The sequence below is a fragment of the Paenibacillus oryzisoli genome (assembly GCF_001653565.1).
Classification (GTDB): domain Bacteria; phylum Bacillota; class Bacilli; order Paenibacillales; family NBRC-103111; genus Paenibacillus_E; species Paenibacillus_E oryzisoli.
In genome coordinates, this window is the sequence record NZ_LYPB01000044.1 from 78,150 (window position 1) to 105,033 (window position 26,884).

A 26,884-nucleotide genomic window follows, 5' to 3' on the forward strand; every position below is an offset into this window, starting at 1 on the left:
TAATCACGTTTTCCTGGAGTGGTATTTATGCGAGCTAAAGAATAAGAAAAAGGGCCTTCCACCTAGTCTTGCGACTAAGGGAAGGCCCTTTTCTATAAGCATATCATCCTACTTCTCGCCATTGTCCAAAATGAGCATTTCCTCATAATTGATCGCCTGCAATAATCCTAAGACAGTTCCACTTGAGATTTGTTCAGCCTCTTCCAACTCTTGGATCCCATCCCGCTTCATCTGTACGCTTCGCAATTGAACAATTCTCAACTGTTGTAGAAACTCGACTTCCGAATGGTCGCTAAACAGCTTACTTTCGTTTCTCTGGCTGCGCGTATAGTGCTGGATAACGAGCAGCGCTTCTAACTGATGCTTCGGCGATTGCTGATTGCGAATCGCTTTAACGGCTGCTTCTTGCAGCTGTTTTTCAATCGTCTGCAGCTCCTCAAACATCTCGGTGACGGATTTGAATCTCTCTGGAACCCCTTCTCTCCGATGCTGCTGAATCTTGCGATTAAGTAGACTCAACTTCAATCTAACCCACATGTATTGCAGCCTTGCAAGAAAGAACGATTCCGACTGTGGCTGATGGAGTAGAGTAAATACAGGCTGCAACTGCGGCGAAATGACACCTTGCGCAATCAATTCTGCTAACTTAACGGCTTCGGCTGTTCGGCCAATTTGTTGAAGTTCTCGAATATAAGACCCAGATACCTTGACCGTCCCATAACAGTCCATTCGAATTTGCTCCTCCAGCTGTTGAACAACCGCGAGCGTAGCATCGTAGTTCTCCTCATTCTTCTCCGATTTGAGCGCTAGAATCGTTCTCTTCGCCAACTGAATACTTGCTTCTTTCAACGACAATGCCGCCTGATCGGATGTTGCCGCGGTGGCTGACTTGCCAATAAACGGCATGGCGAATGTTGCAGCTAACATACTGATCAAGATGACGCTGGCCGAAATAAACAAAATGGTATGGCGCAGAGGGAATGGGGTCCCATCTGATAATTGAAAAGGAATCGACAAAGCCGTTGCTAACGTGATCGTACCGTGGACACCGCAGAAACTAGCCGCAAGCGCAAAGCTTCTTCTGCTCGTACGCGTATTGGTCTCCGTCGTCTTTGAGCTAGAAGGAACGAACTCGTCATGAAAAAGATAGACCCAGATGTACCTAGCTGCAAATAGCGCCGCATAGATGGCAACCGCTAATCCAAGCTCTTTTATTATAGATGCCTCACCGCTATGCAGTAATCCTGTTATGACCTCTGGCAGCAATATACCGAGCAAGGCAAATACGAGACCATTTAAAATAAAACTTAGCACTGACCATGTATTCGTCGAGATGATGTGCAGTTTGGTCGTTGTTTGCTGTAACCGATCGCGTTCTAACCCATGCACAATCCCCGCAACTACTACCGCCAAGATACCCGAAACATGGATTTCCTCAGCAACTAAGAAGATCACGAATGGCGTTAGCAACTGAATGGTCACCAGCGAGTTGACTTCTTCCAGCCCTTTTCTCCGTAAAAATAATCTGAGATTCACCAAGAGCGCGCCTAGTACGAGGCCAACGATAATACCACCTATCGCGACAAGCAGGAATTCCCAAGCTGCTGATTTGGCCGAGAAAACGCCTGTCATCACAACACCTAATGCTACTTTGAAGGAAACTAATCCGGCGGCATCGTTTAACAACGATTCTCCTTCTAGGATTGGCATTAAACCTTTCGGAAAGATACGCCCCCTTGTCATCGACTTCACAGCAACGGCATCCGTTGGCGACATGACAGCCGCTAGAGCGAATGCGACGGGAAGTGGCATTGCAGGGATCAGATAGTGAATAAAATATCCGATACCAATGACGGTGAAGACGACTAGCCATAACGCCATTAGTAGGATGGGCTTACGGTACTCCAGCAATTCTTTGCGTGAGATAACACGTCCATCACCAAACAAAATAGGTGCAATGAGGCAGACCATAAAGGCTTCTGGTTCAAAATCGAAATCCGTAGGAACGAATGGCAGCCATGACACCAAGGCACCTAAACCAATTAAGTAGAAGGGCAACGGGATTCGGGGAAAACGCTTATTGAGCAGTGTAGCCGTTACAATTACTGCTGCCACAATGAATAAAGGCAACAAAAGTTCCATCAAAACTTGCCTCTCTTTCATTTCCTTGTAGAGGGAATTATTGGGTAGCATCCGCTATTCCGTCGGTGCATGCTGTTTGAGTTGTACTGGTTCACTGCCAGTTGTCGCTCACGAATAGTTGGAGAAAATGAGCTTTTGCAATTGGATAGAAATGCAATGGAAGAGTAAGTAATGATAAGACTACTATTCATGTATACGTTTTTTTGACGAAATTTGCATTTGATAGACTTCTATAAATCTATTAACATATGTCATATAATTTAACATTGGTCATTTAATCCAGTGGTTTTGAAAGGGTGTGTTAGGAAAACTACTTATTTTTTCGTCTTAAATCCTACAGCAGCAAACGTTTTTAGCTTATTATCCCTATTTTTCGTTCATTGAATCAAATTCAATGTCATATTTCATTACATTAGGAGGAAGCCATGAATACATTATTTAATAGAACCTTTTCAAAAATTTCACTTTTGTTGCTCTTCAGTATATTGATGAATGTATTGGTTTTGTTCAATCCGTTTGAAGCTTCAAGAGTTAGCGCGGCTACACCCCCTACTCCATCTAGCGCAACAGTTCAACTAACCGGTCCAGCTTCCGTTAGTGTAAATGATCAAGTATATGTGAATGTTTCCTTGATAGGAGCTCCTAGCAATACGACGGTGGGTAAGTTTGTATTTCTATACAATCAAACATCTTTTGAATACATAAGTACGACATCGGCCAAATCCAGCGTTAGCATCGTTGGGGAAAATAACGAGCCCGGTAAAGCTAGTGTTGTTATCACCGATTCAACAGGAGGACTGACACAAAACAGTACAATACTTACTTTGGCTTTTAAAGCCAAGGTGGCGACAGACCTTAGTGGAATCACTGGTTCCGTAGAGCTAGGGCTCTCCGACGGCAGCACGATAATGACACAGGCTGCCTCCATTCCATTCCAAATTTCTGGCATCATCCAAGGCGACCTTAACGGCAACAATGTTCTAGACGTCGGCGATCTTTCTTTATTAATTAATTACTTCGGCATCGATTCCTCGAATCTGAACTGGGGAGTGGTCTCACCCGCAGACTTTAACAATGACGGCATCATCAATATAGCTGATCTTGCATATCTCGGTAAGAAGATTGTTTTTGACAATGGACAGCCATTTGAATTAATGGAAGCAGATATTATGGGTATTCAGAATGCTATGGCTGCCGGTAAGTTGACCTCAGTCCAACTTGTTCAGATGTACTTGGATCGGATTGCCGCCTATGACAAACAAGGACCGACAATTAAATCCCTTATTACAATTAATCCTAACGCCGCAGCAATTGCAGCTAGTCTGGATCAGGAACGCAAGGATAATGGTCCTCGTGGCCTGCTGCATGGAATCCCCATTATTGTTAAAGATAATTATGACACCGTCGACATGCCTACAAGTGCGGGTTGCACATGTTTGGCAGATAATCAGCCGGTGAGCGATTCTTTTATGATCAAGAAATTAAAGGATGCAGGAGCCATCATTTTGGCTAAAGCCAACTTGAGTGAATTTGCCATCAATACTGATACGAATAGTTCATTAGGTGGACAAACGAAGAACCCTTACGTATTGACTCAAAACCCAGGTGGTTCCAGCGGTGGAACCGGGGCATCCATTGCTGCTAATTTTGGGGTCGCAGGTCTTGGTACAGATACTGGCGGTTCCATTCGAATTCCATCCTCCTACAACAGTATCGTTGGTATCAGACCAACAATTGGATTGACTAGCCGAGATGGCATCATTCCATTGGCGCTTTCCCAAGATGTCGGTGGTCCTATGGCTAGGACAGTGGCAGATGCTGCTATCTTGCTCGACACAGTTAGCGGTTACGATCCTAATGATATCGTAACAGCAAGCAGCATAGGTAAAAAGCCGACTAGCTATACGAATTATTTACTTAAAGATGGGCTAAAAGGTGCTCGTGTCGGACTCGTCACCAATAGCTCCGTGATAGGAACCAACAAAGACGTACTCGCACTACTGAACAAAGCAGCAGAGAGTATGCGCGAACAAGGCGCGGTTGTCACAAATGTATATATCCCTAATGCAGACACAATTGTGAGTTATTCGAGTTTAAGCGCCTATGAATTCAAATACAACCTGAATGATTATTTATCGAACAAGCGCTTGGTCGACCCTAGTTCGCTTCGCTATCATTCTCTTACGGATATCGTCAATTCTCAAACGGATTTCTTGTCCTCGTTGAAAAGTACGTTAACAACAAGAGACACCGTGGCGCCTCTTGACACAAATCAGGCTTACAAAGATATCTTGTTATTCAGAACCCGTATGACGCAGCAATCACTACTTGGTCTGATGGCCAACAATAATCTCGATGTCTTACTGTACCCAGCTACCACGACACCTACTAGTGGTGGTAATGCCAATCGTTTGAGTCCATTCTCCGGTTTCCCAGCGATCAGCGTGCCTGCGGGATACGCAACAAATGGAACACCAATTGCTATCGAATTACTTGCTCGACCTTACGAGGAAGGTGAGTTAATTAAAATTGGCTATTCTTATGAGCAAGCAACGCATAACCGAGTAGCTCCGAAGAGCGTCCCAGCACTCCCGTAACAGTAATCCAGTTCGACAACATTATGCGATTCAAAATAAATGGAGCATAGGGACGGAAGCGGTTGAACTTCAACCCTTCTGTTTCTCCTAATTAGGATGGATACCATCATCCGATTCATTACATGAGAAGGGACGATCTGGATATGGCACGTAAAAAACAGGCACTATTTATCACGCTAATTTCGTTAACCCTGCTGCTGCCGCAGCAAATTATGGCCGCAACATATTCACCATCGATTTTCATGGAAGCTTCCAAGACTGCCCTCAATAGGGGAGAAGAAGTGACAATTACGGTTAAGGGCAACAATGTAGAAGATTTGTACGCTTATCAGTTAAATCTTTACTTCGACCCTAATTTATTGAAGTTTAAGCTAGGAAGCGAATCGACATCGAAGGTCGGCTTTAGTACGCCAGTTACTTTTTCTGAGATAGGCGGCACGCATCTTGTGTTCGGCCAAACTAAGACAGGGAAAGTAACCGGAGATAACGGATTGCAGGATTTGGCGACATTTACCTTTACAACGACTGGTTACGGTACGGCCAACATCACTTTGAAAGATACCCTGCTTATCGACTCCAAAGAACCTCAATCTACAACAACTGTAGCCATGGCCACCTATTCCGTTGTTACTAGAGATGATAATGAATATAGTGGAGTCGTATCACCTTCAACACCATCCAACGAGGGAACTATTGTTACTGAGGGTGGAACATTAACTTTAAATGGCGCTAAAATCGATGTACCTGCTGGAGCAAAGGACAGCAGTATAAAGGTGACCGTAGATAAAGTAAGTGATACTTCCATTCTGCCAATTGACTCATCTCTTACATTAGTTAGCGATGTTTACGAAATCAAAAAAGATAAAGAAGGCGATTTTAATAAGCCTGTTACCATTACATTACCTTTCGACAAGACTTCCGTGGACTTTACGAAATCGCTGGTAGGTGTATATTGGCTGAACGAACAAACGCATACGTGGGTACAATTGGACGACTTGCAAGTGGACCAAACCAATGGAACAGCATCAGGGTCTGTAAAGCATTTCACGAAATTTGCAGTGCTAGTCTCTGATAAAAAGGCTGCTAATCCAGATGAAACTAGTTTTACCGATGTCAAAGGACATTGGGCTGAGGCTAGCATTCGTGAATTAATTAAACAAGGTGCAATTAACGGATATTCGGACAACACCTTTAAGCCAGACAACCAAATCACGAGAGCTGAATTCGTTACCGTTATCGTCAAAGCTTTGAAACTCAAAGCGCAGGATGGGAATAGTTTTGAAGACACGTCAACTCATTGGGCGAGTAATGCGATCTCGACTGCCACAGCACTTGGTATTGTTAACGGATATACGGAACAGTCATTTGGCCCAGATGATTTAATCACAAGGGAGCAGATGGCAGCCATCATAATTCGTGCCGCTCAGATAGAACCGATTAACAAGAATATCGACTTCTCGGATCGTTCAACTGTATCTGATTGGGCTTACTCGGCTCTTGCGACTGCGATTGCTCAAGGATTGATCAACGGATATGAAGGCAATACAGTGAAGCCGCAAGCGAACGCTACGCGTGCCGAAGCCATAACCGTGATTCTAAGAGCATTGGAATTGAAGAAGTAAATGTTTGTTGAAAGCTAGTTTAGCGCGCCTCGATATTCTATCGAGGCGCGCTTTTTAAGTTTGGTTTAAAGTGATATGATGAGCATCCTTGAGTAAGCGGCCAGTCCCTGTAGTAATTGAAAGGCATTATTGGCTTAAAGATTACGAAGTCAGGGTGGTAAGCGGCGAATCACCCATTCTTTGGTAATTTGTACCTAGTATACCAAAAGTATAGCTAACGAGAAATATGATAACCAGATTTGGTTAAAACTACACTTTTTAGGTTGATAAAAATTCATTTAAACTTCGAAATATAGCCGAATGTGGTTGTGGCATAGCGCTATGTAGAGGGTATTAGTTCTATTCCATGAGGAAAGGAGCAGCCAGAACATCCTGACTCCCCCTTAGTCCACTAGCATAGAAACGAATTAATACCAGCTTGTAAACACCGAAGAAGTTCCATAAGTTAGCGGCACGGTTGCGCCCATCATAACAACCGGTCCCCACCAAGTATGCAGCGAGATGCCCGTCACTAAGCTAATGACCATCATCGCTGGCAGCACTAAGATCGGAATGGCTGTCTGAATTGCTTGGTGTTTCATCGGATCTTTAATCGGGAATAGGGATAGAAATGGTGCCGTCAGTTCATCTTTGCAGAATGATTTGCGCCAGAAGACCAGCAAGATAGCCGCAACAATCCAAACGAGAATTTTGATCGCACCTGGCAGAAGAAACAGAGCTCCACTGATGACGACTACAAATTGTATGGATTGCCGCCATTGCAGACCATTTCGGAAATACGATTTCACTAACAACTCTGCAATCCCTGTACCGGCTCCCTTCCCTTTGAGCAACCGCTGAGACCGGCTGAACAGAAGCGGATATCTGCGGGTTGGTTTTCTTTTGCGTTCCATCACACGAATGAGCATGAGGGAAACGATCCGCATCCGTGCATCGCGCTCGCGTGCGACATCCGCGAAGAAGGTACCTTTTTCACGCAGCCGCGTCCGAGTTAGAAGTAAGAATGTTCCGATCAGTATGAGGATAACAAGCCAGCTGTACACAAGTTGATCTCTAATTTCTACCACTAACCATTGGAATACGAATACGCCGATTGCAAAAATCACAATACGCAGTATCCACAGCAAGAACCGCTGGAAGCGAAGGGCTAGCAATTGTCGAATGAGGCCAATGTTCAACTTGACGACATAGGTCACCAACCAAAAGCACACGACCTGAGCAATGCTAAACGAGTACACAGGCACAAGTAGTGGTAGGAAAAGTAGCGTGGCAAGCAACGATGTAACTCCTTGCAGCACCACCGAATACCGATAACCGAGATGACTGAGATGTCGAAACCACCTTTCATTTTGCCGGAGAAATAACTGATCGCCTTCTTCAACAAAGTAACGCAACGTGCCTAGCCATGTCAAAATGTAGAAAAGTGTAGCCACCGTATGTATGGATATCCCGCTTAACCAAGCAGGAGGCGTCATGTACCACGCATAATAATGATAACCCGCCACGATCAGCAGTGGAATGACGAAATAAATGGCGATGACCCAATCGACGGCCATGCGCAAGGCTCGGTATTGAAATTTCAAATCCGAGCGAACTCTGCGTGTAAAAACCTGAAAGCTGCTGTTCAAACCGCTCTCGCCCCCTCTCATAATAAGGAATGGAAGCAGTCGAATAACGTAGCATCCGGCATGTCGCATTGTTGCTGAATGTCCTGCAAGGTTCCGTTGGCAACCAATCTCCCCCCCGATAGCAGTACAAATGAACTGCAGATCCGCTCCGCCGTATCTAGGACATGGGTGCTCATCAGAATGCCTGCTCCGCGCTGCCGCTCCTCTTCCAGCATTCCCAAGAAATCCTTGATTGCCTTCGGATCCAGCCCAATGAAGGGCTCGTCCACGATGTATACATCGGGTTTATTCAGAAAACCAAGAATGAGCATGATCTTCTGCTGCATCCCTTTGGAAAATTTCCCAGGCAATTGATGCTTCTCATCTAACAGGCGAAACCGATGCAGGAGATCGTCAGCACGCTCTAAGAACACGGCGCGATCCAACTCATAGACCGATGCCGCGAACTCCATGTGCTCCCACAGCGTCAATTCATCATACAGGATAGGATGCTCGGGAATATAGGCATAGCTTTTGTTTTCACCCATGAAGGAGATTTTGCCTTTAAAATCTTTCAGCAAGCCGAGAAGACTCTTGATTGTCGTGCTTTTGCCTGCCCCGTTCGGACCCAACAATCCCACAAGCTCCCCTTGCCTTACTGTAAAATGAATCCCCTTAATAATATCCGGCACCTCATCATAGCCGGCCTGTTCAATATACACATCCAATACCGCTAATTGTTCTTCTGACATTCCGCGACTTCCCTTCCATCGTGAGCGTACTGCCCTCATTCACATTGCTTTGCCAACATCGTATCATAAAAGCGTGCCCAAAGTATGAAGGATAGATAAAAATGAAAAAAACCTTTAAGCACAATCCCCTTTAGAAGAGCGACCGTGTTAAAAGTTGTCTATACCATATGGAGCTTACTCGTATTAAAACCTAACATCAAACAACTAGTACCATCTCAAAGCAACAGGAAGACATTGGATAAACAAAACTACGTTCCTCATATGTTTCATCATCGTATTCACCCTTTCAAAGAAGACAGAAAACGCCTATCCTGTGGTAGGATAGGCGCCATTGCCTCGAATATAAGTTGCACATCGTCGTGCGGTTAATTCGAGTATACTTGTTGAATTTATTTGTGTCAAGTATTATGACACATAAACAAATGAATCTATATAATAATGTCCACCACAATTTTTGTGTCATGTAATATGACGCAAAATTTCATTCTACATCATACCACCTTATTGAGTAACCACTCGCAAGTTCTGCTCTGCTTCTCTAATTCGCCCCAAGTTCTTCCGGTTGTTGATGAGCAGAGATTGCAAGGTTGCTGACAATTCTTCGAGTGTTGCAGATGCTTCCTCAGAGATTGCCGCCAAGTTGTTCGTGGAATCGCTAATCGTCACGGATGAGTTGCTGATCCGATCCATAAGCTCGCCATAACTCATGGAAAGCTCCTTCAGCATCGTGACAGAATCCGTAATGGATTCGAACGCTTGCTTCGTTTGGCCTGTAATCTCCGTGCTCTGCCCCATGCGAAGTGAAACTTGATCCATCCGGACACGGGTCTGGCTAGACAATTCTGTGAATTCCTTCAATTGCTCAGAAATGCGAATGGCAGATTTGGCTGTCATATCGGCCAGCTTACGGATTTCGTTCGCGACGACTGCAAATCCTTTACCGTGTTCACCGGCTCTTGCCGCCTCAATGCTGGCATTGAGGGAGAGAAGGTTCGTTTGATTCGCGATATCCTGAATCGTCTCGCTGAATTGGCTTGTTTCATCTAAACGCATGATTAGTGAAGTCGTGTCGTGCGAAACCGCCTCAATATCTTTGGTAAAAGCTAAGAACGTATCCGACAGCTGTTCCATACGGCCGAGACCTTGGTCCGAGAGTGTCGCCGCTTCAGATGTTCGCCCGAGCAAGTGATTGATCGAGTCGGACATTTCTTTAATCAGCCCGTTCATGTGATTCACGGACTCATTAATGGATATTGTGGAGTCGACTTGATCGCCTGCACCAGTAGCAATATCCTGGAAAGCATTGTTCATTTCATCAAAGGAAGAGCTGTCTTCCTCGGCGGATTGTGTGATGGAATGCAAATGCTCAGTGACCAACGTAATTTGCTTAGTGGCGATTTCGCGCTGCTCCTGCTGTAGGGCAAGGAACTTCTCCGCCTGCGTACGAGCTTCTTCCATGCTTTTGTTCATATACCCCGTAACCTTCAAGGCGCCGAACATCAGAACGCTAATTAAAATAAAATATATAATATAAGTAGGCACCGTCTGTGGATCGATTTGTAGCATATCTTTTTGGCCGACGAATTGATAGAGAACTAAAGCAAGCCCCCATACCGCAGAGATGAGCCAAGGCAGCATTTTCATGAAAATAAGCGCCATAATCATCATGTAATAAATAGAAAAGATATTGGTGACATCCGACTTTCCAACCATCTGCACAGTAGTCGAAATGCCGCTGGTAATGACCGCGAAATAACATAAATAATGAATAAATTTTTTAGTATAATGCAGGTAGCCAAACGTCAACCAGATGATTGTTTCAAAAATAAGGGTAAACTTCAGACTAAAGTCCATCCCTCCCGCACCTAGGGTAAGCACACTCATATAGATGAGTAGAGCTGTTGCAGAAATCGCAAGAAAAACAATGAAATTGCGTCGCATTACGTCTTGATCACGAAGTGAGACTTGTGATTGTTCTTTAGCATTGTGCCTGTTGAAAACGTTTGAATAGCTCATTTTCATCCCCCATTGTTTACGCCGATCAATGTCGGTCTGTCTAGGAGGGTAATTCTGTACTGTTTGGAGTAACTCCTTTTAAATAAGTGCTTAGCAAGCACTTACAAATATGTTTCCACTTTCGCTTAGTGCGAAACTTTCAGCTAAGGAACCTGAACGCTTGCCAACCACTGATTTTCCCGAATTTCAGGAGCGGTTTGGGCCCTTTCGCGGGCTGTAAGTCGATTTTTTCGACTTACGGGAGCGCTTTGGGCTCTTTCGAGGGCTGTAAGTCGACTTTTTCGACTTACGGGAGCGCTTTGGGCTCTTTCGAGGGCTGTAAGTCGACTTTTTCGACTTACGGGAGCGCTTTGGGCCCTTTCGCGGGCTGTAAGTCGACTTTTTCGACTTACGGGAGCGGCTTGGGCCCTTTCGCGGGCTGTAAGTCGACTTTTTCGACTTACGGGAGCGCTTTGGGCTCTTTCGCGGGCTGTAAGTCGATTTTTTCGACTTACGGGAGCGCTTTGGGCCCTTTCGCGGGCTGTAAGTCGATTTTTTCGACTTACGGGAGCGCTTTGGGCTCTTTCGCGGGCTGTAAGTCGACTTTTTCGACTTACGGAGCCGGCTTGGGCTCTTTCGCGGGCTGTAAGTCGACTTTTTCGACTTACGGGAGCGCTTTGGGCTCTTCATGGGGAGATAGGCGATTTTATCGGCTATCTCGGGTGTCCTGTGATTGGCGCTCTTCATGGGACGTTAGTCGACATCAAAACCCTCACCCAGCCAACGCTAGGTAAGGGTATTTGTTCATCCATCTACTGCTGTTTCCCCTCAACACTGTAGCTATTAATGACTGCCGCCGCAAAGGTTACACGATTATTTCGGAAATAGTGATATAACAGACGAGCCTCTGCAGATTCTTCATCGTAGCGCGAAAAGTTAAAAAAATCGTCGTCAGCCCAACCTTGCTTCCGCAGGCTCTCCATGGATTCCGCAATTTTGCTAGGAATGACTGGTTTAAAGACGTTCGATGCTTCCGTTGTCATCGTTCCAACTCCACCTTTCACTAGAATCTACTATTCTAGTAAAAGAATGCCCATATCTAGCAACGGATAAACATGCCTGATCTTTTAGTATTCCACATAGCTCGTCACAGATTTACCTGGCAGCGTAACGGTAATCGCACCGCCAGTCACAGCCATATCCGTCAATTTGGTCAGACCCTCCGTGGCGCTGGTGCGTCTTCCTGACACATTAGCCAATGTCAGACCGCTAATCGTCGTCGTGATCGCGGACGTGCTATTATTGATCAGCACAACAGATGCGCGCCCCGTCCCATTCTTCCCACCGATTGTAACAAGATTGCTGTCGCTCGAAGATGCCAGAATACGGGTATCGTCTGGACGCAGGTAACGGCTGAATTGCCCCAGGACATAGAGTCTTTTGTTCACCGTAAACGCATTATTGGCCCCTAAGTTGATGAGCCCTTCTCCTGAGGTGCTTCCAGCTGGATTCACCGCCCACCAGTACAGCCAACCACGCTCGCCTCGCTTCAAATCAGCGGCAATCATATTCGCCCACTTCAACCCATCCGTGATGCTCGGGTCGTTGGCGGTTTGGAAATTGCTAACCTCCGTGGCGATCAACGGTTTACCGTAATGGTTTACATCGACATACGTACTGTAATCGTGAACCGAGACGAAATCCAGCTTCGCTCGCGTCGCCGCACTGAAACCATTCATGTAGTTGTTCGAAGCGGTTCGATTAGAGCCCTCTGGGGCACCAACCAACACGCCTTGATTCAAGCTGTGAACCGCATCGGCAACCTTCGCAGATACTTGATCCAACTCACTGGTTGTATACTGCGCCGAAGCATAAGGCGTGGCTAAATCAGGTTCATTTTGCACACTGACCCACTTGATATTGAACCCGAATACATTCCGATATTGATTTACATACGTCTTCATATAATTGGCGAAATTATCGTATTGCGAGGTACTCAAATGCCCGCCGTTGTTGGGCGAACCGTTCGTTTTCATCCAGCCTGGAGGGCTCCAAGGCACCGCATAGAACTGGTTCATCCCGCGATTCTTCGCCTCTTGGGCGAACCATCTCTGATGCAGATCCGTGTTCCAATCCGTCACACCTGAAGAAGGCATGAACGTTGTTTGTACAGCATCCTGCGCAGCCGTATAGGGGTTGATCTCCATCCTCACGATGGATAATACAGCATTAGAAGCATCCGTCCGGAACAGTTTATCCAGAATTTGTCCTTGCGTGGTTGCATTGTAATTCGTTTTCAACTCATTCACCGGGTGATTGGCTGCCGCACCGAATCCCCATATCGTTTGGTACGTCGTATCTTTGTACAACGTCACCGTACTTGCTGCCAAAGCTGGGGGAGCCACGCTCACCAACATTGAAATCGCTAACCCAATTACACCATAAACCTTCTTTCTGTGTGAAATCATTCTGCATGCACCTTCTTTTCTCAAATTTGGCCCACGTTCAACCTCCCTTAACTTACACTGAAATCGCTCTCAAAACACTGAGGCAAAAAAATTATTTACTGCACGAATACGACGAAATCGGGGGAAGTGCCCGCTCCGCCCCCAAACCTCACCTCATTCACCACCAAATCTCTCCTTATACTCCATGGGATTCAGACCATGATACTGTTTGAAAATACGCGAGAAGTGGATGCTGTTCTCATAGCCCACTTGCAGGGCAATTTCATAGCTCTTCAACGAGGAAGTCAGCAGCAAATCCCGTGCTTTACGCATTCTAACGTTGACGCAATACGTCCAGATCGTCATTCCCGCCTGCTCTTTAAAAAGCTTCGCTAAATACGAACGGCTCATCGCCACATGATCCGCCAACTCCTGAAGCCCCCAGTTCTCTGCGTAATGCTCTTCGATATACCGCTTGACTTGGTCGACGACGCTCTCCTTCTGCAGGTTCTTCGCCTTGCGGGCACGATCCATCAGAATGTTCGCTGCTTGCTCCAGCCTTCTCACCGCACACAAACGAAAATACTGCCGCACCTCCGAGTGCTTCAGGTTATGCTCCCCAAGCTCAACGTCTTCGCCTTCCTCATACTTCACGTGGATATCCTGCTTCTTCAGCTCTTCGATGACAAGTGAGGTCCATGCCATGGACAGCTCATTCAGAATCTCATATCGTCCGTCCACCCAGGACTCCAACATCGCCAGCGTGTCTACGATAATCAATGGCTGCCCGTGTAAATAGACGGACAATACCATCTCCAGCCAGCTATCCAGCATCGGCTTATAAACAGGCAGCTTATGCAGCAGTAGCTGATTCGCCTCATTACGCCGACCGGTGCGGATGCGGGCGCTCGCCTTGTGCACAGCCTCTTGCAATAGGGTGCTATCCGTAGGCTTCAGCACATAATCAACGGCACCAAGCTCGATACTCTTTTTGGCATATTGGAAATCATCATAGCTTGAAATCACGATGCAGATCATCCAAGGATACAGCTGATTAATCTCTTTCATCAATTGCAATCCATCAACGAGCGGCATCCGCACATCCGTCATGCAAATATCTGCGTAGTGCTCTTTGAGCCAGTCCAGCGCTTTACGGCCGTTAGGGAGCGAGCCAGATACCGTGACTCCTTCCATTTCTGACACTTGTATCGACAGGCTTTCACGAATAAGATCTTCATCGTCTACAATAATAAGTCTGTTCATCTGATCGCGGTCTCCCTTCTACGTATCCAAGCTATCTTGTAATGGCAACATGACTTCAACAACCGCTCCCCCAGTAACGGGATCATTAAAGAACGTAATTTTAGCTTCTCCTCCATAAAACATATGCAAACGGTAAACTAGATTCGAAAGTCCGACTTGATTATGCCTATACTGGTGCGCGTGTGAATCCCCTTGCTCCTGCTTTAATCTAACTAAAGTCTCCGATGAGAAACCAGGACCGTTATCAGCAACCGTGAGTAGCAGCTTGTCCCCTTTGTCCCCTTGAACGACCTCCCCGCGAATATGAATATGTACGGATTCCCCCGTCGTTTCTCGCCCATGTTTAATACTGTTTTCCACGAGTGGCTGCAGAAGAGCCTTAGTACATATCGCCTGCAGATGCGCCTCAGGCACCTCAATACTGTAAGTAACCTCATCTTTGAATCTGACTTTCATGATCATCAAATAATTCTCCAAATGCTTGATCTCTTCCTTGAGAATGACTTTCATATTCTTGAAATCCGACGTGTAGCGCAGCATATTCGAGAGATTGACCGCAACATGACCAATATGCGACTGCTTCGCAATGACAGTCATCGAATTGATCGTTTCGAGCGTGTTATATAAAAAATGCGAATTGATTTGCGACTGAAGCGCCGAAATCACGGCCCGATGCTGCAAAACACGCGTTTCCGCATGATCATGAATCGATTGCTCCAGGTGACCGAGCAGATTATTAAAAGAGATGCTCAAATCAGCCACCTCATCCACGCCCTCCACCTCAGCCCGCAAATGGAAGGAGCTCGTCAGCTGCATCGCTTTCATCATTTTACGCAGGGCTAGAATCCGCCTTGTAATGGAAGAAGCTGCGAAATAGGTAAGCAAAACCGAAATAATCAAAGCCGAGATCGCAATGACAATCGTGACGTTTCTCGTATAATTGATGCTCTGGGCAATTTCTTGATAGGGCAGGATCGCAATAATTTTCCAGCCTGTCATCTGAATGGTTTGGAAAATAATGAGCTCTTTCCCCGACTTATCGAACACAGAGCCCTCTTGCTGCCCCTTCACCGCTTGCACAATATGGTCATCCATCTGCCCCATCACCTCTGCGGAATGAGAATGGTGAATAATCGTACCCTCTTGGTCCATAACGAGGGCCGAGCCCGTGTTCGCAATATTGATTTGAGACATGACACTCTGCGACGGCTTCAGGGAGATATCGATTTTCAAATACCCGTTGCTCAGCTGCTTAAAAAGGGTCAAGACTGGGATCTTCATTTTCTGATTTGCTGCATCAATATAATTCTCAGATATGCCGGTTATGAATTTAACCTTCTCATAATTGCCGCTTTGCGCAAAGTAAGGTTCATTTTTAATCGTATATTTCAAGGGAAGGGCGTACGTATTGACGAAATGCTGCTCGAATCCGCTTGGGTTATACAAAGAAACAGATAATACCTCTGGATATTGCAAAAATAACCGATTCAGATAGTTATCTTTGATTCTCTCGTACGTACGGATAAGCTCAGATGATACATTCGGGGAAGAGACACGCATCCAATCCCGGACTTCAAGGCTGTTGCTCAGCATCAGAAAGGCTAACTCATACTCCGAGTAATATCGATTTAAATTCATGTTGGCTTGCTTGAGAATTTGCATGCTGAGATGGTCAATATCTTTACGAACCGAGCTTCTCGTCTGCATGTAGCTGGAAATACCGATCGTTGAAACGGTAAAAATCAGAATAGTGACGATGATGGAGATGAGCCGCCATTTGAGGGAACGTTTCAAGCTCTTGACCATATAGTTAATCAAATTGATCTCCCCTTGTGAACAGACAGTGGTGTGCTTAGCGTCGCGTATTTAAATAATATGCCCATTTCCGGCCCTGAGCAATGAGGTAAGCGTTTTATTTACTGTAGGAATCGTACTTTTTCGTTTAAAATACGACAAAAACCGCGCCTACGAATAGGTACGGTTTGAGCCTTGCAACTTATTGGTAAATAAATTGGAATAATCGGTGCAACATGACGGCAGTTTCTGCTCTGGTTGTATGGCCAAGAGGATTCACTTTGCCAGCACTGCCTTCGACTAAACCTTGCTGAACGAGGGCGTTTACGGCCTGCACCGCATAGGAAGCGATATCGGCTCCGTCCATGAAGTTACTTGCATTATTCGCCGTTGGCAAGGATTTGTTCACTTGCTTCAAGGCTCTCGTGATCATAACAAACATATCTTGCCGCGTGATATTCGCTTGCGGGTTAAAATGTTGATCGTCTACGCCATTGAAAATCCCAAGTTTACTTGCAATGCCAACTGCCCTCTCGTAGTAGGCACCGTTCTGAACATCCGTGAACCGCGTCTCAACTGTCGCTTGCAGCCCAAAAGTTTCGACTAGCAATTTCGTGAAGTCAGCTCGTGTAATAGCAGCTGTCGGATTGAACGCTTGAGCTGTCACTCCTTGAATAATCCCTTTCGCAGCGAGCATTTCAATAGCTTTCTGCGCCCACGTTGTGGAAGCGAGATCTTGGAAAGCCGGCTTGTTGTAGGAAACAGCGTACATACTGAAATGATTGGCGCTGAATTCCATGCTGCCCGTAGCAGTGTTATATCTGCCTGTCGGTACGAGTTGAGCTGCTCCCTGTGCGTTCACATACCAGACATTTACCAATTCTGGATGAGCTTTCTCTTCTGGAGAAAGCACGTATGGAATGCTGACTGATACAGAAGCATCCTTGTTCTCGAATTGCAACGGTTGACCCGATGCTGTGAATTGTAGATCAATGACGACTCCCGCTCGGCCCTTCAGATCGGTTTGGGCAGGGAGTTCACCTCTCGAAATGTTGATCGTAAGCGTGGGCTGCCCAGCCGCTGCTGCATTATTAGCAAACATATGGCTAGGTAGAACAACCGTACCAAGTTCCGTCGAAATCACAAGCTCGTGCGTTGAAGCTTGCTGTGTCAGATACGCTGTTGGCAGTTCAAGTGCGTAGCTGTTAGCTCCTGCGACTTGCGGAACTTGCAGAGTTACTTTCGAACTCGTGCCCCCCGCTTGAGCAGCCATCTGCTTAAAAGCTTCTTCCAATGTTGTTTTATCAATGCTTGCTGTCGCTTTCCCATCTTTTGTCGTTACGCTAGTTGCCGGGAAAGTAATCTTAGCCTCCCCATTGTTCAGTGTAATCGTCGGTTTCCCAATCTCAGCTTGTGTCCCTGTCCCTGTAGATGGCCCAGTTGGAGCAAGAACAGTTTGCGTTCTAACCAAAAGCGTTGGACCATTGCTTGACCAGTTGTTCGCCGCATCTGCCGCTTCAACCTTGAAGTCATAAGCCCTATCCGCTGTTAATCCGGTTACTTGCCATGTCGTGTTTGGCGTAGTTGTCACTACATTGCCATTCATCAGCAGTTTGTATTGGGTTACACCTATGCGGTCAATCGCTTGGCTCCATGAAAGCTGAATGGTATTCGATGTCACGTTTCCTTGTGTCAAAGCGCTTCCCGCAGGCCAACCAGGCGCTGTTGTGTCACTTGGGATTGGAATTTCCGGATCATCCGTGCTCGGTCCGAATACGGTCGCGTTGCCGACATAATCCTTCGCTTCAACTTTATACACGGCTGCACCGTCTGGTGTACCCATGATGGAATAACTTGTATACGTAGCGTCTACTTGTGCAATTTGAACGCCATTACGGTACACCACATACCATTCAATGCCAGCGTTATCTGTAGCGCGATCCCATTCCAAGTTCTCACGATCGGACAACTTCGCGGAATGGATTCTCGAACCTGTCGGCCATTGCGGCGTAATGGTATCTAGCTTATAGACACTAGTCGTCAATTGCAGCGGTAGCGAAGCATTTCCTGCTTGATCCATAGCAATAACGGAGAAAGGATACTGTGTATTGGCATCCAGGCCATTCACGTAATAACTTCTTACATCATTAGCAACATGCGCAATTTCCACACCATTCTGCTCTACTCGGTAAGCATACGTTTCCGTGTCATCTGAAGCTGTAGGCCAATTCAGGTGTAACCCCGAAGAAGTTATACCCGATACGGTTAGTGCGCTATTCGGGCTCCATGTGGGTGGAGCCGTATCCGGCGCAAGCGTCGTTACTTGAATCCCAAGTCCCGCCGCACGATTGCCGGCTGCATCTCGCGCACTTACATGGAAGTCATACGCGGTCCCTGCTGTAAGTCCTGTTGCCTTGTAGGTCTGCACATCACCATAGACAGTGCCTACAACCGAATTGCCGTTATAAATATCATAGGCTGCTATGCCATACTGATCCGAAGCTGCAGGCCACTGTAAGGTAACGCCGAAACGTGATACATTTTGCGTCGATAAGACAGCCGCTCCTGACCATGTCGGCGCTTGGATATCTGCGCTTGGGGTTGTTAGGCTCGTTGCAGGACCTGTCGTTGAAACTAAGCTTGCATCGCGGGCTTCAACCTTGAATGTATAAGCTGTCGCAGGTGTTAACCCCGTTACCCCATAGCTGTAGACATCAGAGCCAACCGTGGCAATCGCAGTACCATTCCGATAGATGGTATAACCATTGATGCCCCTCTGATCCTGTGCATTTGACCACGTCAGCGTTGCTCCAAGAGGTTGTACTTGTGTGGCACTTAATGTACCGCTGCTCCAAGTAGGCGCCGTTGTATCCACGGGCATTTGTTCTGTGCCAACAGATAAGTACGGCTTATAGATAACATTTGCCCCTGTAGCTTCTTTGGAATGAATATCAACATTCTGATCTAGCCAAGCATCGTCCTGAAGCTTGAAGGAGATCGTTCCATCTCCACGGAGTTCTGTTGCGACCTGACTCGTTACTGAGAACGTTTTCCAATAATTAGCGTTCCGTACAAAGGTAGAAGTTATCTTAGACCCGTCAACAGGTTTGTTCAACCAGTTTACCGGTGTTGCGCCTGCTTCCGACCAGTTATCCCCTGTCTGATAAAGATCCATAGGAATATCCATATTCGGTGTTTGAACAGCAAACACATAGAGATTCAGTGTGGCATCATACACATTTCCAGTAACCGATGCTAAAGGGAATTTGAGATAAGCACGTCTGTTATTTCCTGTATTTTTGTTCGTATCACTCGGCGTAACACCCGCCGCATTCTTATAACGAAGATAGGCAATATTATTGTTCGTACCTGCTCCTCCAAATGTTGCTGGCGCTTGGATGAAGGTATCATCGCTCGGGAACAGAATTTGCTGCGTTCTAGTCACTCCTGGAAAGGTTGTTACCGTGACCGAAGGTCCGCCCGCGCTCCAATTCCCCGTTGCATCACGAGCTTCAATGCGGAATACATAGTTCCCACCTGCAGTCAGATTGGTTGCAGCATAAGTCTGTTCAGACCCATAGACATCCGCAATGACGCTGTTGTTCTGATATACCCGGTAACCGGATACATCCATGTTATCAACGGCTGGCGTCCAGTTTAACGTTACCGTGTGATCAGTTAAGGCACTGTACGTCAACATACGGTTATTCGGCCACTGCGGTGCTGAGTTATCCGCTCCTATAAGCGTTTTAACCGTACTTACCGGCCCCGTTACAGACCAGTTATTACTGCTATCTCCAGCTTCTACTTTGAAGGAATAGCTAGTGTTAGGAGCTAACCCGTTCACTAGGAATTGTTGCGCTGTGCCTGGCAATGTCACCAGCTCTTGATTCCCTTGATATACACGATATGCTGTCACTCCGCGTGCGTCCTGTGCGGTGTTCCAGTTTAATTGCACACTAGTTGCTGTGGTTTGTGAGGCATTAAGTTGAGCTGACGATGCCCACGCGGGAGCGGTAACATCCTTCACACCGAGCGTTTGGAATGTAACGATCGGGCCACCCGCGGACAAATTCCCCTCAGCGTCCTTCGCTTCAATACGAACGGTATAGAGACTGTTCTCAGTTAGATGACTCAACGTATAAGCAGGTGCAACCGAGTCTCCTAGGATTTGACCGTTAACGTAAATGCGATAGCCTGCAACACCATCATTATCAACGGCTGCCGGCCAAGCTAACGTAGCCCCTGTCTCCGTTATATTGGCATTGTCTATGGCGATAAATGAGCCCTTGTTCCAGCCAGGTCGCGTTGCATCCGCTGCCGATCCTGTTGCAGTTTGAATATCTGGGCTAGGAAGCGAAAGATTGCCATTCGCATCTACTGCTTGGACACGCAGCACATAAGTTTGCCCCGGTGTTAGTCCTGTCACATCATAGCTCGTCACATTCGCTGTCGTTTGTGTCAGGAGGATGCCGTCTTTATAGATGTGATACCCCGCCACATTCAGATTGTCATGAGCAGCTGGCCAACGGAATGTCACCGAAGTCGGCGTTGTCTCCGATACGGCAAAGGTGCTGCCATACGGCCAAACTGGTGCTGTGATTTCTGCCTGTTGAGCAGGTACAGCTAGAGGCACGAAAATTTCCGTCGTTCCACCTTGCAAGGGTACTCCCCATACAACGGAAACTTTGTTATCCTGCCCTTGCAATAATGATGCTTTAACCGTCTGACTTACCCCGTCCTTCGTGACGATAATGTCATAATCCCCATAGAATCCACGCGTTCGGTACTGGCCAATGGCATCCGTTGTGCCCGTCACGTCCGTCCACCATGCTCCGTAGATCAGATTGCGCCACTGCTCGCCTGAAGGCTTCAACGTCCAATTGCTGCGGAATAACGGAGCGTTATTCTGCCAATGGGCGCCATCCCAGAATCCCCACATCGTGAACGATGTCACATTCGGATGACTGAACGAAGCAAGCAAGATATCCCGTGTAAATTTCCCTTGAATATCTTCCTTCGGCGAATTCACGTCAAATTCCGTAATGGCAATTTCAGGCGCATACTGCGTAAAATGCGTAAGCTGATTGTAGAACGCCATCGGACTAACCGGCGTACTGCCGAAATGCGCTTGAATGCCTACCCCATCTATAGGAGCGCCGTTATCTTTCATCGCTTGCAGAATGTTTGAGAAATTCTGGATCACAGGCGCATCTACGCCAAGAATTTGCGTTTCATTCACATACAGCTTAGCCGCTGGATCCGCTTCTTTGGCCATTTTGAACCAATTCGCCATCAGCGCGCCCTGGTCTGTATACGTACTTCGGATCATGCTGTTCAGCACAGGTTCATTCAGCACGTCCCAGTTGTATAATCTTCCTCTGAAGAGGCCTGCCAGCTCATGGAAATGATCTTGAATACGTCTCTCAAGCGCTGTCTTATTGCCCACCATACCTGGGATATCTGCGGGTACGCGCGTAGAACCATCCCACAACAGAGCATGTCCGCGAATATCAAATCCGTTGTAACCCAACCAATTATAGAGATTTACGGTGCGGCTTCGATCTTGTTCCCACCATTGCCACTTCATTTCATTTTCCATAACGACCGAATTAAAATTCTCTTTAAGCTTAGTTCGATACGTTTCTGCATTAGCATCCGTACCATTAATCATCGTACTATTGACAGCTGTACCAAACTTAAAGTCATGCTTCGTCATCTTCACATGGACATCTGCACCCTGGATGGGAAGACCGCTGGCATCCTTCACCTCAACCTGCATATCCCCTTTACGGATCTGCTCAATACGCTGATTGGCTTTTGCGCGCCAAGGAGCGTCTTCTTCCATGCCATCGTAAATAACTGGCGTGCTCGGCAAGTTCTCAAATGTAACCGCTTTCTTATAGTTCACGACTTTCAGATTGCCGATTTCGATCTCCTGTGGCTTATAGCCAAGACGGAACGCAATCTGCGGAGTGTTCGCTTCCATCAACAAAGCAGCTTTAATCGGCACAATGAATTTCTTCCATTGTGTAGGAACCGTTATCGTCTCGGTAATCGACTTCTCAAAATTCCCTCTTTTCTCCATCACCAAAGCGACTGTACCTTCGGCCGTTTCAACCGTGGATCGCAGCGTTCTCGCGTAGAATGTTGCCAGAATCACATCGTCTTTCTCAATACTCGCTTCAATTGGAAGCACATATTGCAAAAGATACGTACTAGCTGGCTGCACGTTCGTCGCAAAGCGTAATGCCTCTGTAAACGCTTGCCCTTCTACAGTTGAGTTTGCAACCGTTCCATACAATGCAGCCTCCGGGTTGAGCGCCGCTCCCTGCATGCGAATATCAGAAATAAGAATCTCACTGCCAGGCAGTTGACCCAATTCCTCTTCCGTCAGCACCTGTGCTAAGGAAACCTTGGGTTGGAACGGTACAACCAGCATCGCGCTGATTAACAGGAGAGGGAGTAGTCTCCCCATTATCCCCATTCTCATCATCACCTATCTCATCCTTCCTTCATTTACATCCATCATTCATAAAAGAGGACCCACCTGAGCAAGTATTCTACCAGCTTCAGATGGGTAAATTCCAAACGACTATCTTACTTCTTACGGTTAGCGTTATACCAGTCCGTCAATTCCTTAATCGCTTTGTCTCCACCTTGTTTCTTCCAGTTCGCTACGTACTCATCGAAGTAGTCCAGCGGCTTCTCGCCGAGAATAATTTTGGCTGCAGCTTCTTGGAAGGAACCTTTATAGCCAAGATCTGCGTTCTTCGTCAACGTTTCCGAAGGCGGCATGCCTGCCGTTGGATTCGGGATACCTTCTTTACGGGACGTTTCGATCGTTTGAATCAGCTTGTTGTACGCTTCATCATTATTGATTAATACTTTCTGAGCTTGCTCATGGAAACCATGCATTTGGAACACCGCAGAACGCCATTTCAAATCAGGATCCTTGTCTGCATTGTACTTCAGTGTTGTACCTTCTTTGGTATAGGATTGCCCTTCAATGCCAAGCTCCGTGAACAATTGCCCTTCTTCCGAAACGAGCCAATCGAACATTTTCACAACAGCCTCAGGATTTTTCGTATCTTTGTGTACGACAAACGTTTTCAATACTGGCTTCTCCACGCGTCCCAATTTCCCATCATAGCCTTCACCTCTTGGCGTAGAAATGCCAAGTACGTTAGGCTTCTTATCAGGAAGCAATTTGCTAAGCTCTTTTTGCCAAGGATCCCATGCACCGAACACGACGTGATTCCACGAACCTACGAGGTCCGACTTGATTTTTTGATCCCAAATCGCCCGTGTGTTTGTCAGGAATTCAGTATCGATTAACTTTTCTTTATACATTGTGTTTAGCATGCCCAACGCTTTTTTCATATTCGGATTCACATAACCAGGCATAACTTCATTATTGTAGAGACTGTTGGAGTCTAGATTCACACCGTACATGCCGAATATGTTATCTGCCCACTCAAACTTCTCACGGGAAGCAAAAGGAATCTCATCCTTCTTGCCGTTGCCATTCGGGTCTTTATCACGGAAAGCACGCAGCATATCCAGGAACTCAGCAGATGTCTTCGGTTCTTTAATGCCTAGCTTATCCATCCAATCCTTACGTACATAGATGACACGTTCCGCTGGTGCATTCCCTTGTGCCAATTGTGGGATCGCGAGAATTTTGCCATTCAGCGTAACCGCGTCCCAAGCGGATTGCGGGATGTTCTTCTTCAAATTCGGTCCGTATTTATCGATTAATGGCTTCAAATCCATCGCTAATCCATTGATAACAAGATCAGAAGTCTCAATGCCCCAAACCATGTGAACGTTAGGAATATCACCGGAAGCGAACTTCAATTTCAGCTGATCCATATAATTTTCATGCGGGAGGAAGGTGATGTTTAGCTCTGTATTTGTTTTTTGAGCGAGATACTTGACGGTAGCTAGGTCCATCGACTTCCCTGCCGGAATCTGTTGGGCGTTATTGGAGACGAATAGGCTAATTTTCTCTGGTGCAGCCGGCGTCGTGCTTTGACTTGCAGCAGGTGTCACCGGTGTCTGTGTCGTTGCTGTCGTGGAGTTCTTATCCGAGGAACAGGCAACTGTTGCACCTGCCAGACATACCATACATACAAGCGTAACCATTTGTTTCATCTTTACTTTCATCGAATAGACCCTCCCTAGTTTCTTCATTATAGTGTAGTTCGTTTCTCATATACATCTGGGTATTACTGGATTACGCTGCATCACCTCTCTCATGGAATCAGGCTGACGCTCATTTCCGCATAACCTTATTCCTTGACTGAACCTAACAGTGCACCTTTAATGAAATGCTTTTGTAAAAATGGATACACAATGATAATCGGAAGGGTAGCGATGACAATGGTTGCCATCTGCAACCCCTGTGGGGTTACTGCTGTTGAAAGCTCCAAAATGGATTGGCCTCCAGCAGAATCCATATCAAATTGTGAAATAAGCTTATATAGATACAATTGCAGGGGCTGCAGCTCGCGGTCAGTGATATACAATAATGGCCCTAGATAGTTGTTCCAATGCCCTACCGCGTAGAATAAAATCAGCGTCACATTAATCGGCATGGATAATGGCGCTACGATTCGCCACACGATGTTATACTCGGACATGCCATCCACGCGTGCTGCTTCAAAAAGCTCCTCCGGAATCGACCTCATGAAGGTGATGCACAGCATCATATTAAACGCGCTCAGCGCACCTGGGATAATGAGAGACCAGATACTGTTGAGCAGGCCTAGGCTTTTGATCAAAATGTACATCGGCACCATCGGCGCCTGGAAAATCATCGTGAAGATGATGAAAAGCAGAATCGCCTTGCGGCCGCCTAGCCACCCTTTGGATAGCGGATAGGAAGTAAGAATCGTGAGCGCCATGTTGATGGCCGTTCCAATCAATACGATCTGAATCGTGACCCCGAACGACCTCCAGAACACCGCGTTGCGGATGACAAAGTCATAGTTGTGGAGATTGAAGCCAACTGGCCAAAGTGACACTTCAGAATGGATAATCGCTTCATTGGAGCTAAATGAGCCAGCGATGACATTCATTAATGGAATGGCAACTGCCGCACAAAAGAGTAATAAGAGAAGTGCATTCGCTGAGTCAAAAGCGATTTCACCTGGTGTTCGTTTAATTTTCATCGTTGTATCGCCCCTTTAATATAACCCTTCACCGGTTGTCCATTTACTCACACGGTTCGCAATGACGAGTAGGATAAAACCAATAACCGATTTGAACAATCCGATGGCTGTCGTAATACTGTACTGACCTTGCAGAATACCTGCCCGATAGGTATATGTATCCAATACATCCCCTGTTTCAAATGTTGCCGGATTAAGAAACTGATAAATTTGCTCGAAGCCTGAGTCCATGATATGTCCCATTTTCAGCATAAGGAGAATCATGATGGCCGGCAGCAAGCCAGGTATCGAGATATGCAAGAACTGCTTCCACCGATTCGCGCCATCCATCCTCGCCGCTTCATATAAGGAAGGATTAATGCCCGCAAGCGCAGCGATGAAAATGATGGCGTTCCAGCCCATCTCCTTCCAGATGCCCGAGAAAATAATGATAGAACGGAAGTATTCCGGCTTCTGGAGATAGGCAACGGTTTCACCGCCGAAGGAGGAAATAACGTGATTGATAAGCCCTTGTGTAGGTGACAGCAACATGTATGTCAGTCCGAACACGATCGTCCATGATAAAAAGTGCGGTAAATACAGCACGGTTTGGGTGATTCGCTTGAAGGCCATCGATCGCACTTCATTAAGCATGATTGCCAGTAGGATCGGCAACGGAAAAGCGAACACAATCTGATATAAGCTAATTAACAGCGTATTTCGGAGCAACCGTCCGAACTTGTCGTACGTGAATAGTTGATGGAACCATTTGAAGCCCACCCATTCACTACCTGTGAAGCCTTTGAAAATGTTGTAGTCCTGAAAGGCGATGAAACTCGCCAGAAGTGGGACATACTTGAACACGAGGAAATACAGAAGTCCAGGAATCAGCATGATATAGAATGCTCGATGCTGCAGGACGTATTTCCACCAACCTTTCTTCTTCGTTGCACTGGTTGACCGCTGGACAACCTCATTGACAGTAGCGGATTTCATCTGCTCTCACCTACACTATCTATTTGTCTTATGTGTTAATTATAGGTTTCAAGACACGGGACCAACAATGAGGGCGGATGTCGATTTACTGTAGTAAAAGTCTTTTTATGGGGGGATATCCTTTAAACTAGCTAGCTCATGATACCTGAATCTCCCCCTGTCTCCTGTACCTAAATACCGCCACTCTAATCTCCCTATCCCTTAACTAGCTAGCTTTTCTGCTTGAATCTCTTCTGCGGAGTCGTCCAATCATAGAAATAAATGGAAATTATACAGCTAATTCTCGCTGATTCGTCCGTTTATACGATATAGATGGAAATTATGTAGTTAATTTGGCCAAATTAGATTGTTTCGGTAGATATGGCGTGATTTAACTGGAGAAAGTCCAGTTATTTGCATCAAAGGTGTCTTTTGGGGGAATTTAGATGGAAGAAAGAGTCGATTTCACAATTCAAATTGAAAAATTGGTTAGAGTTCTTACGTGGCCTAAGCATTCATTTTTTAAAATTATGCA

The 26,884-nt window shown here is 46.3% G+C and carries 14 protein-coding genes; 2 read left to right on the forward strand and 12 right to left on the reverse strand.

Annotated elements, in window-relative coordinates; all coding sequences use genetic code 11:
• Positions 1 to 108: 108 nt before the first annotated feature.
• Entirely contained in the window at positions 109 to 2,142 is a 2,034-nt protein-coding gene (locus A8708_RS03185; RefSeq protein WP_068662069.1) for a Na+/H+ antiporter, read from the reverse strand.
• 425 nt (positions 2,143 to 2,567) lie between these two features.
• On the opposite strand from A8708_RS03185, the gene A8708_RS03190 reads away from it, so the two are divergent.
• Together A8708_RS03190 and A8708_RS03195 are read left to right on the forward strand one after the other, a co-directional pair.
• Complete coding sequence (locus A8708_RS03190) at positions 2,568 to 4,739, forward strand: amidase family protein (RefSeq protein WP_239696513.1); 2,172 nt, start codon at positions 2,568 to 2,570, stop codon at positions 4,737 to 4,739.
• A gap of 143 nt (positions 4,740 to 4,882) precedes the next feature.
• Positions 4,883 to 6,361: an S-layer homology domain-containing protein gene (locus A8708_RS03195; protein WP_068662070.1), complete on the forward strand. Its 1,479-nt coding sequence runs from the start codon at positions 4,883 to 4,885 to the stop codon at positions 6,359 to 6,361.
• Between the two features lie 407 nt (positions 6,362 to 6,768).
• On the opposite strand, the gene A8708_RS03200 is transcribed toward A8708_RS03195, so the two are convergent.
• From A8708_RS03200 to A8708_RS03250, 11 genes are all read right to left on the reverse strand, one after another.
• On the reverse strand, positions 6,769 to 7,989 hold the full coding sequence (locus tag A8708_RS03200; protein ID WP_068662071.1) for an ABC transporter permease: 1,221 nt from the start codon (positions 7,987 to 7,989) through the stop codon (positions 6,769 to 6,771).
• A gap of 17 nt (positions 7,990 to 8,006) precedes the next feature.
• Positions 8,007 to 8,720, reverse strand: coding sequence for an ABC transporter ATP-binding protein (locus A8708_RS03205; protein ID WP_068662072.1), 714 nt, complete (start codon positions 8,718 to 8,720; stop codon positions 8,007 to 8,009).
• 501 nt (positions 8,721 to 9,221) lie between these two features.
• On the reverse strand, positions 9,222 to 10,736 hold the full coding sequence (locus tag A8708_RS03210; protein WP_068662073.1) for a methyl-accepting chemotaxis protein: 1,515 nt from the start codon (positions 10,734 to 10,736) through the stop codon (positions 9,222 to 9,224).
• Between the two features lie 791 nt (positions 10,737 to 11,527).
• Positions 11,528 to 11,758: a hypothetical protein gene (locus A8708_RS03215; protein ID WP_068662074.1), complete on the reverse strand. Its 231-nt coding sequence runs from the start codon at positions 11,756 to 11,758 to the stop codon at positions 11,528 to 11,530.
• 84 nt (positions 11,759 to 11,842) lie between these two features.
• On the reverse strand, positions 11,843 to 13,183 hold the full coding sequence (locus tag A8708_RS03220; RefSeq protein WP_068662075.1) for a glycoside hydrolase: 1,341 nt from the start codon (positions 13,181 to 13,183) through the stop codon (positions 11,843 to 11,845).
• A 153-nt stretch (positions 13,184 to 13,336) separates the two neighbouring features.
• Positions 13,337 to 14,425, reverse strand: coding sequence for a response regulator (locus tag A8708_RS03225; protein WP_068662076.1), 1,089 nt, complete (start codon positions 14,423 to 14,425; stop codon positions 13,337 to 13,339).
• An 18-nt stretch (positions 14,426 to 14,443) separates the two neighbouring features.
• Positions 14,444 to 16,243 carry a cache domain-containing sensor histidine kinase gene (locus A8708_RS03230; protein WP_068662077.1) on the reverse strand — a complete coding sequence of 600 codons (1,800 nt, stop codon included), beginning with the start codon at positions 16,241 to 16,243 and terminating at the stop codon, positions 14,444 to 14,446.
• Between the two features lie 178 nt (positions 16,244 to 16,421).
• A complete protein-coding gene (locus tag A8708_RS03235) occupies positions 16,422 to 22,697 on the reverse strand; it encodes a fibronectin type III domain-containing protein (RefSeq protein WP_204787458.1) in 6,276 nt (2,091 codons plus the stop codon).
• Between the two features lie 122 nt (positions 22,698 to 22,819).
• On the reverse strand, positions 22,820 to 24,388 hold the full coding sequence (locus A8708_RS03240) for an extracellular solute-binding protein (RefSeq protein ID WP_068662079.1): 1,569 nt from the start codon (positions 24,386 to 24,388) through the stop codon (positions 22,820 to 22,822).
• Between the two features lie 125 nt (positions 24,389 to 24,513).
• Positions 24,514 to 25,395: a carbohydrate ABC transporter permease gene (locus A8708_RS03245; RefSeq protein WP_068662080.1), complete on the reverse strand. Its 882-nt coding sequence runs from the start codon at positions 25,393 to 25,395 to the stop codon at positions 24,514 to 24,516.
• A 15-nt stretch (positions 25,396 to 25,410) separates the two neighbouring features.
• Entirely contained in the window at positions 25,411 to 26,370 is a 960-nt protein-coding gene (locus A8708_RS03250; RefSeq protein WP_057308859.1) for an ABC transporter permease, read from the reverse strand.
• Positions 26,371 to 26,884 lie beyond the last annotated feature (514 nt).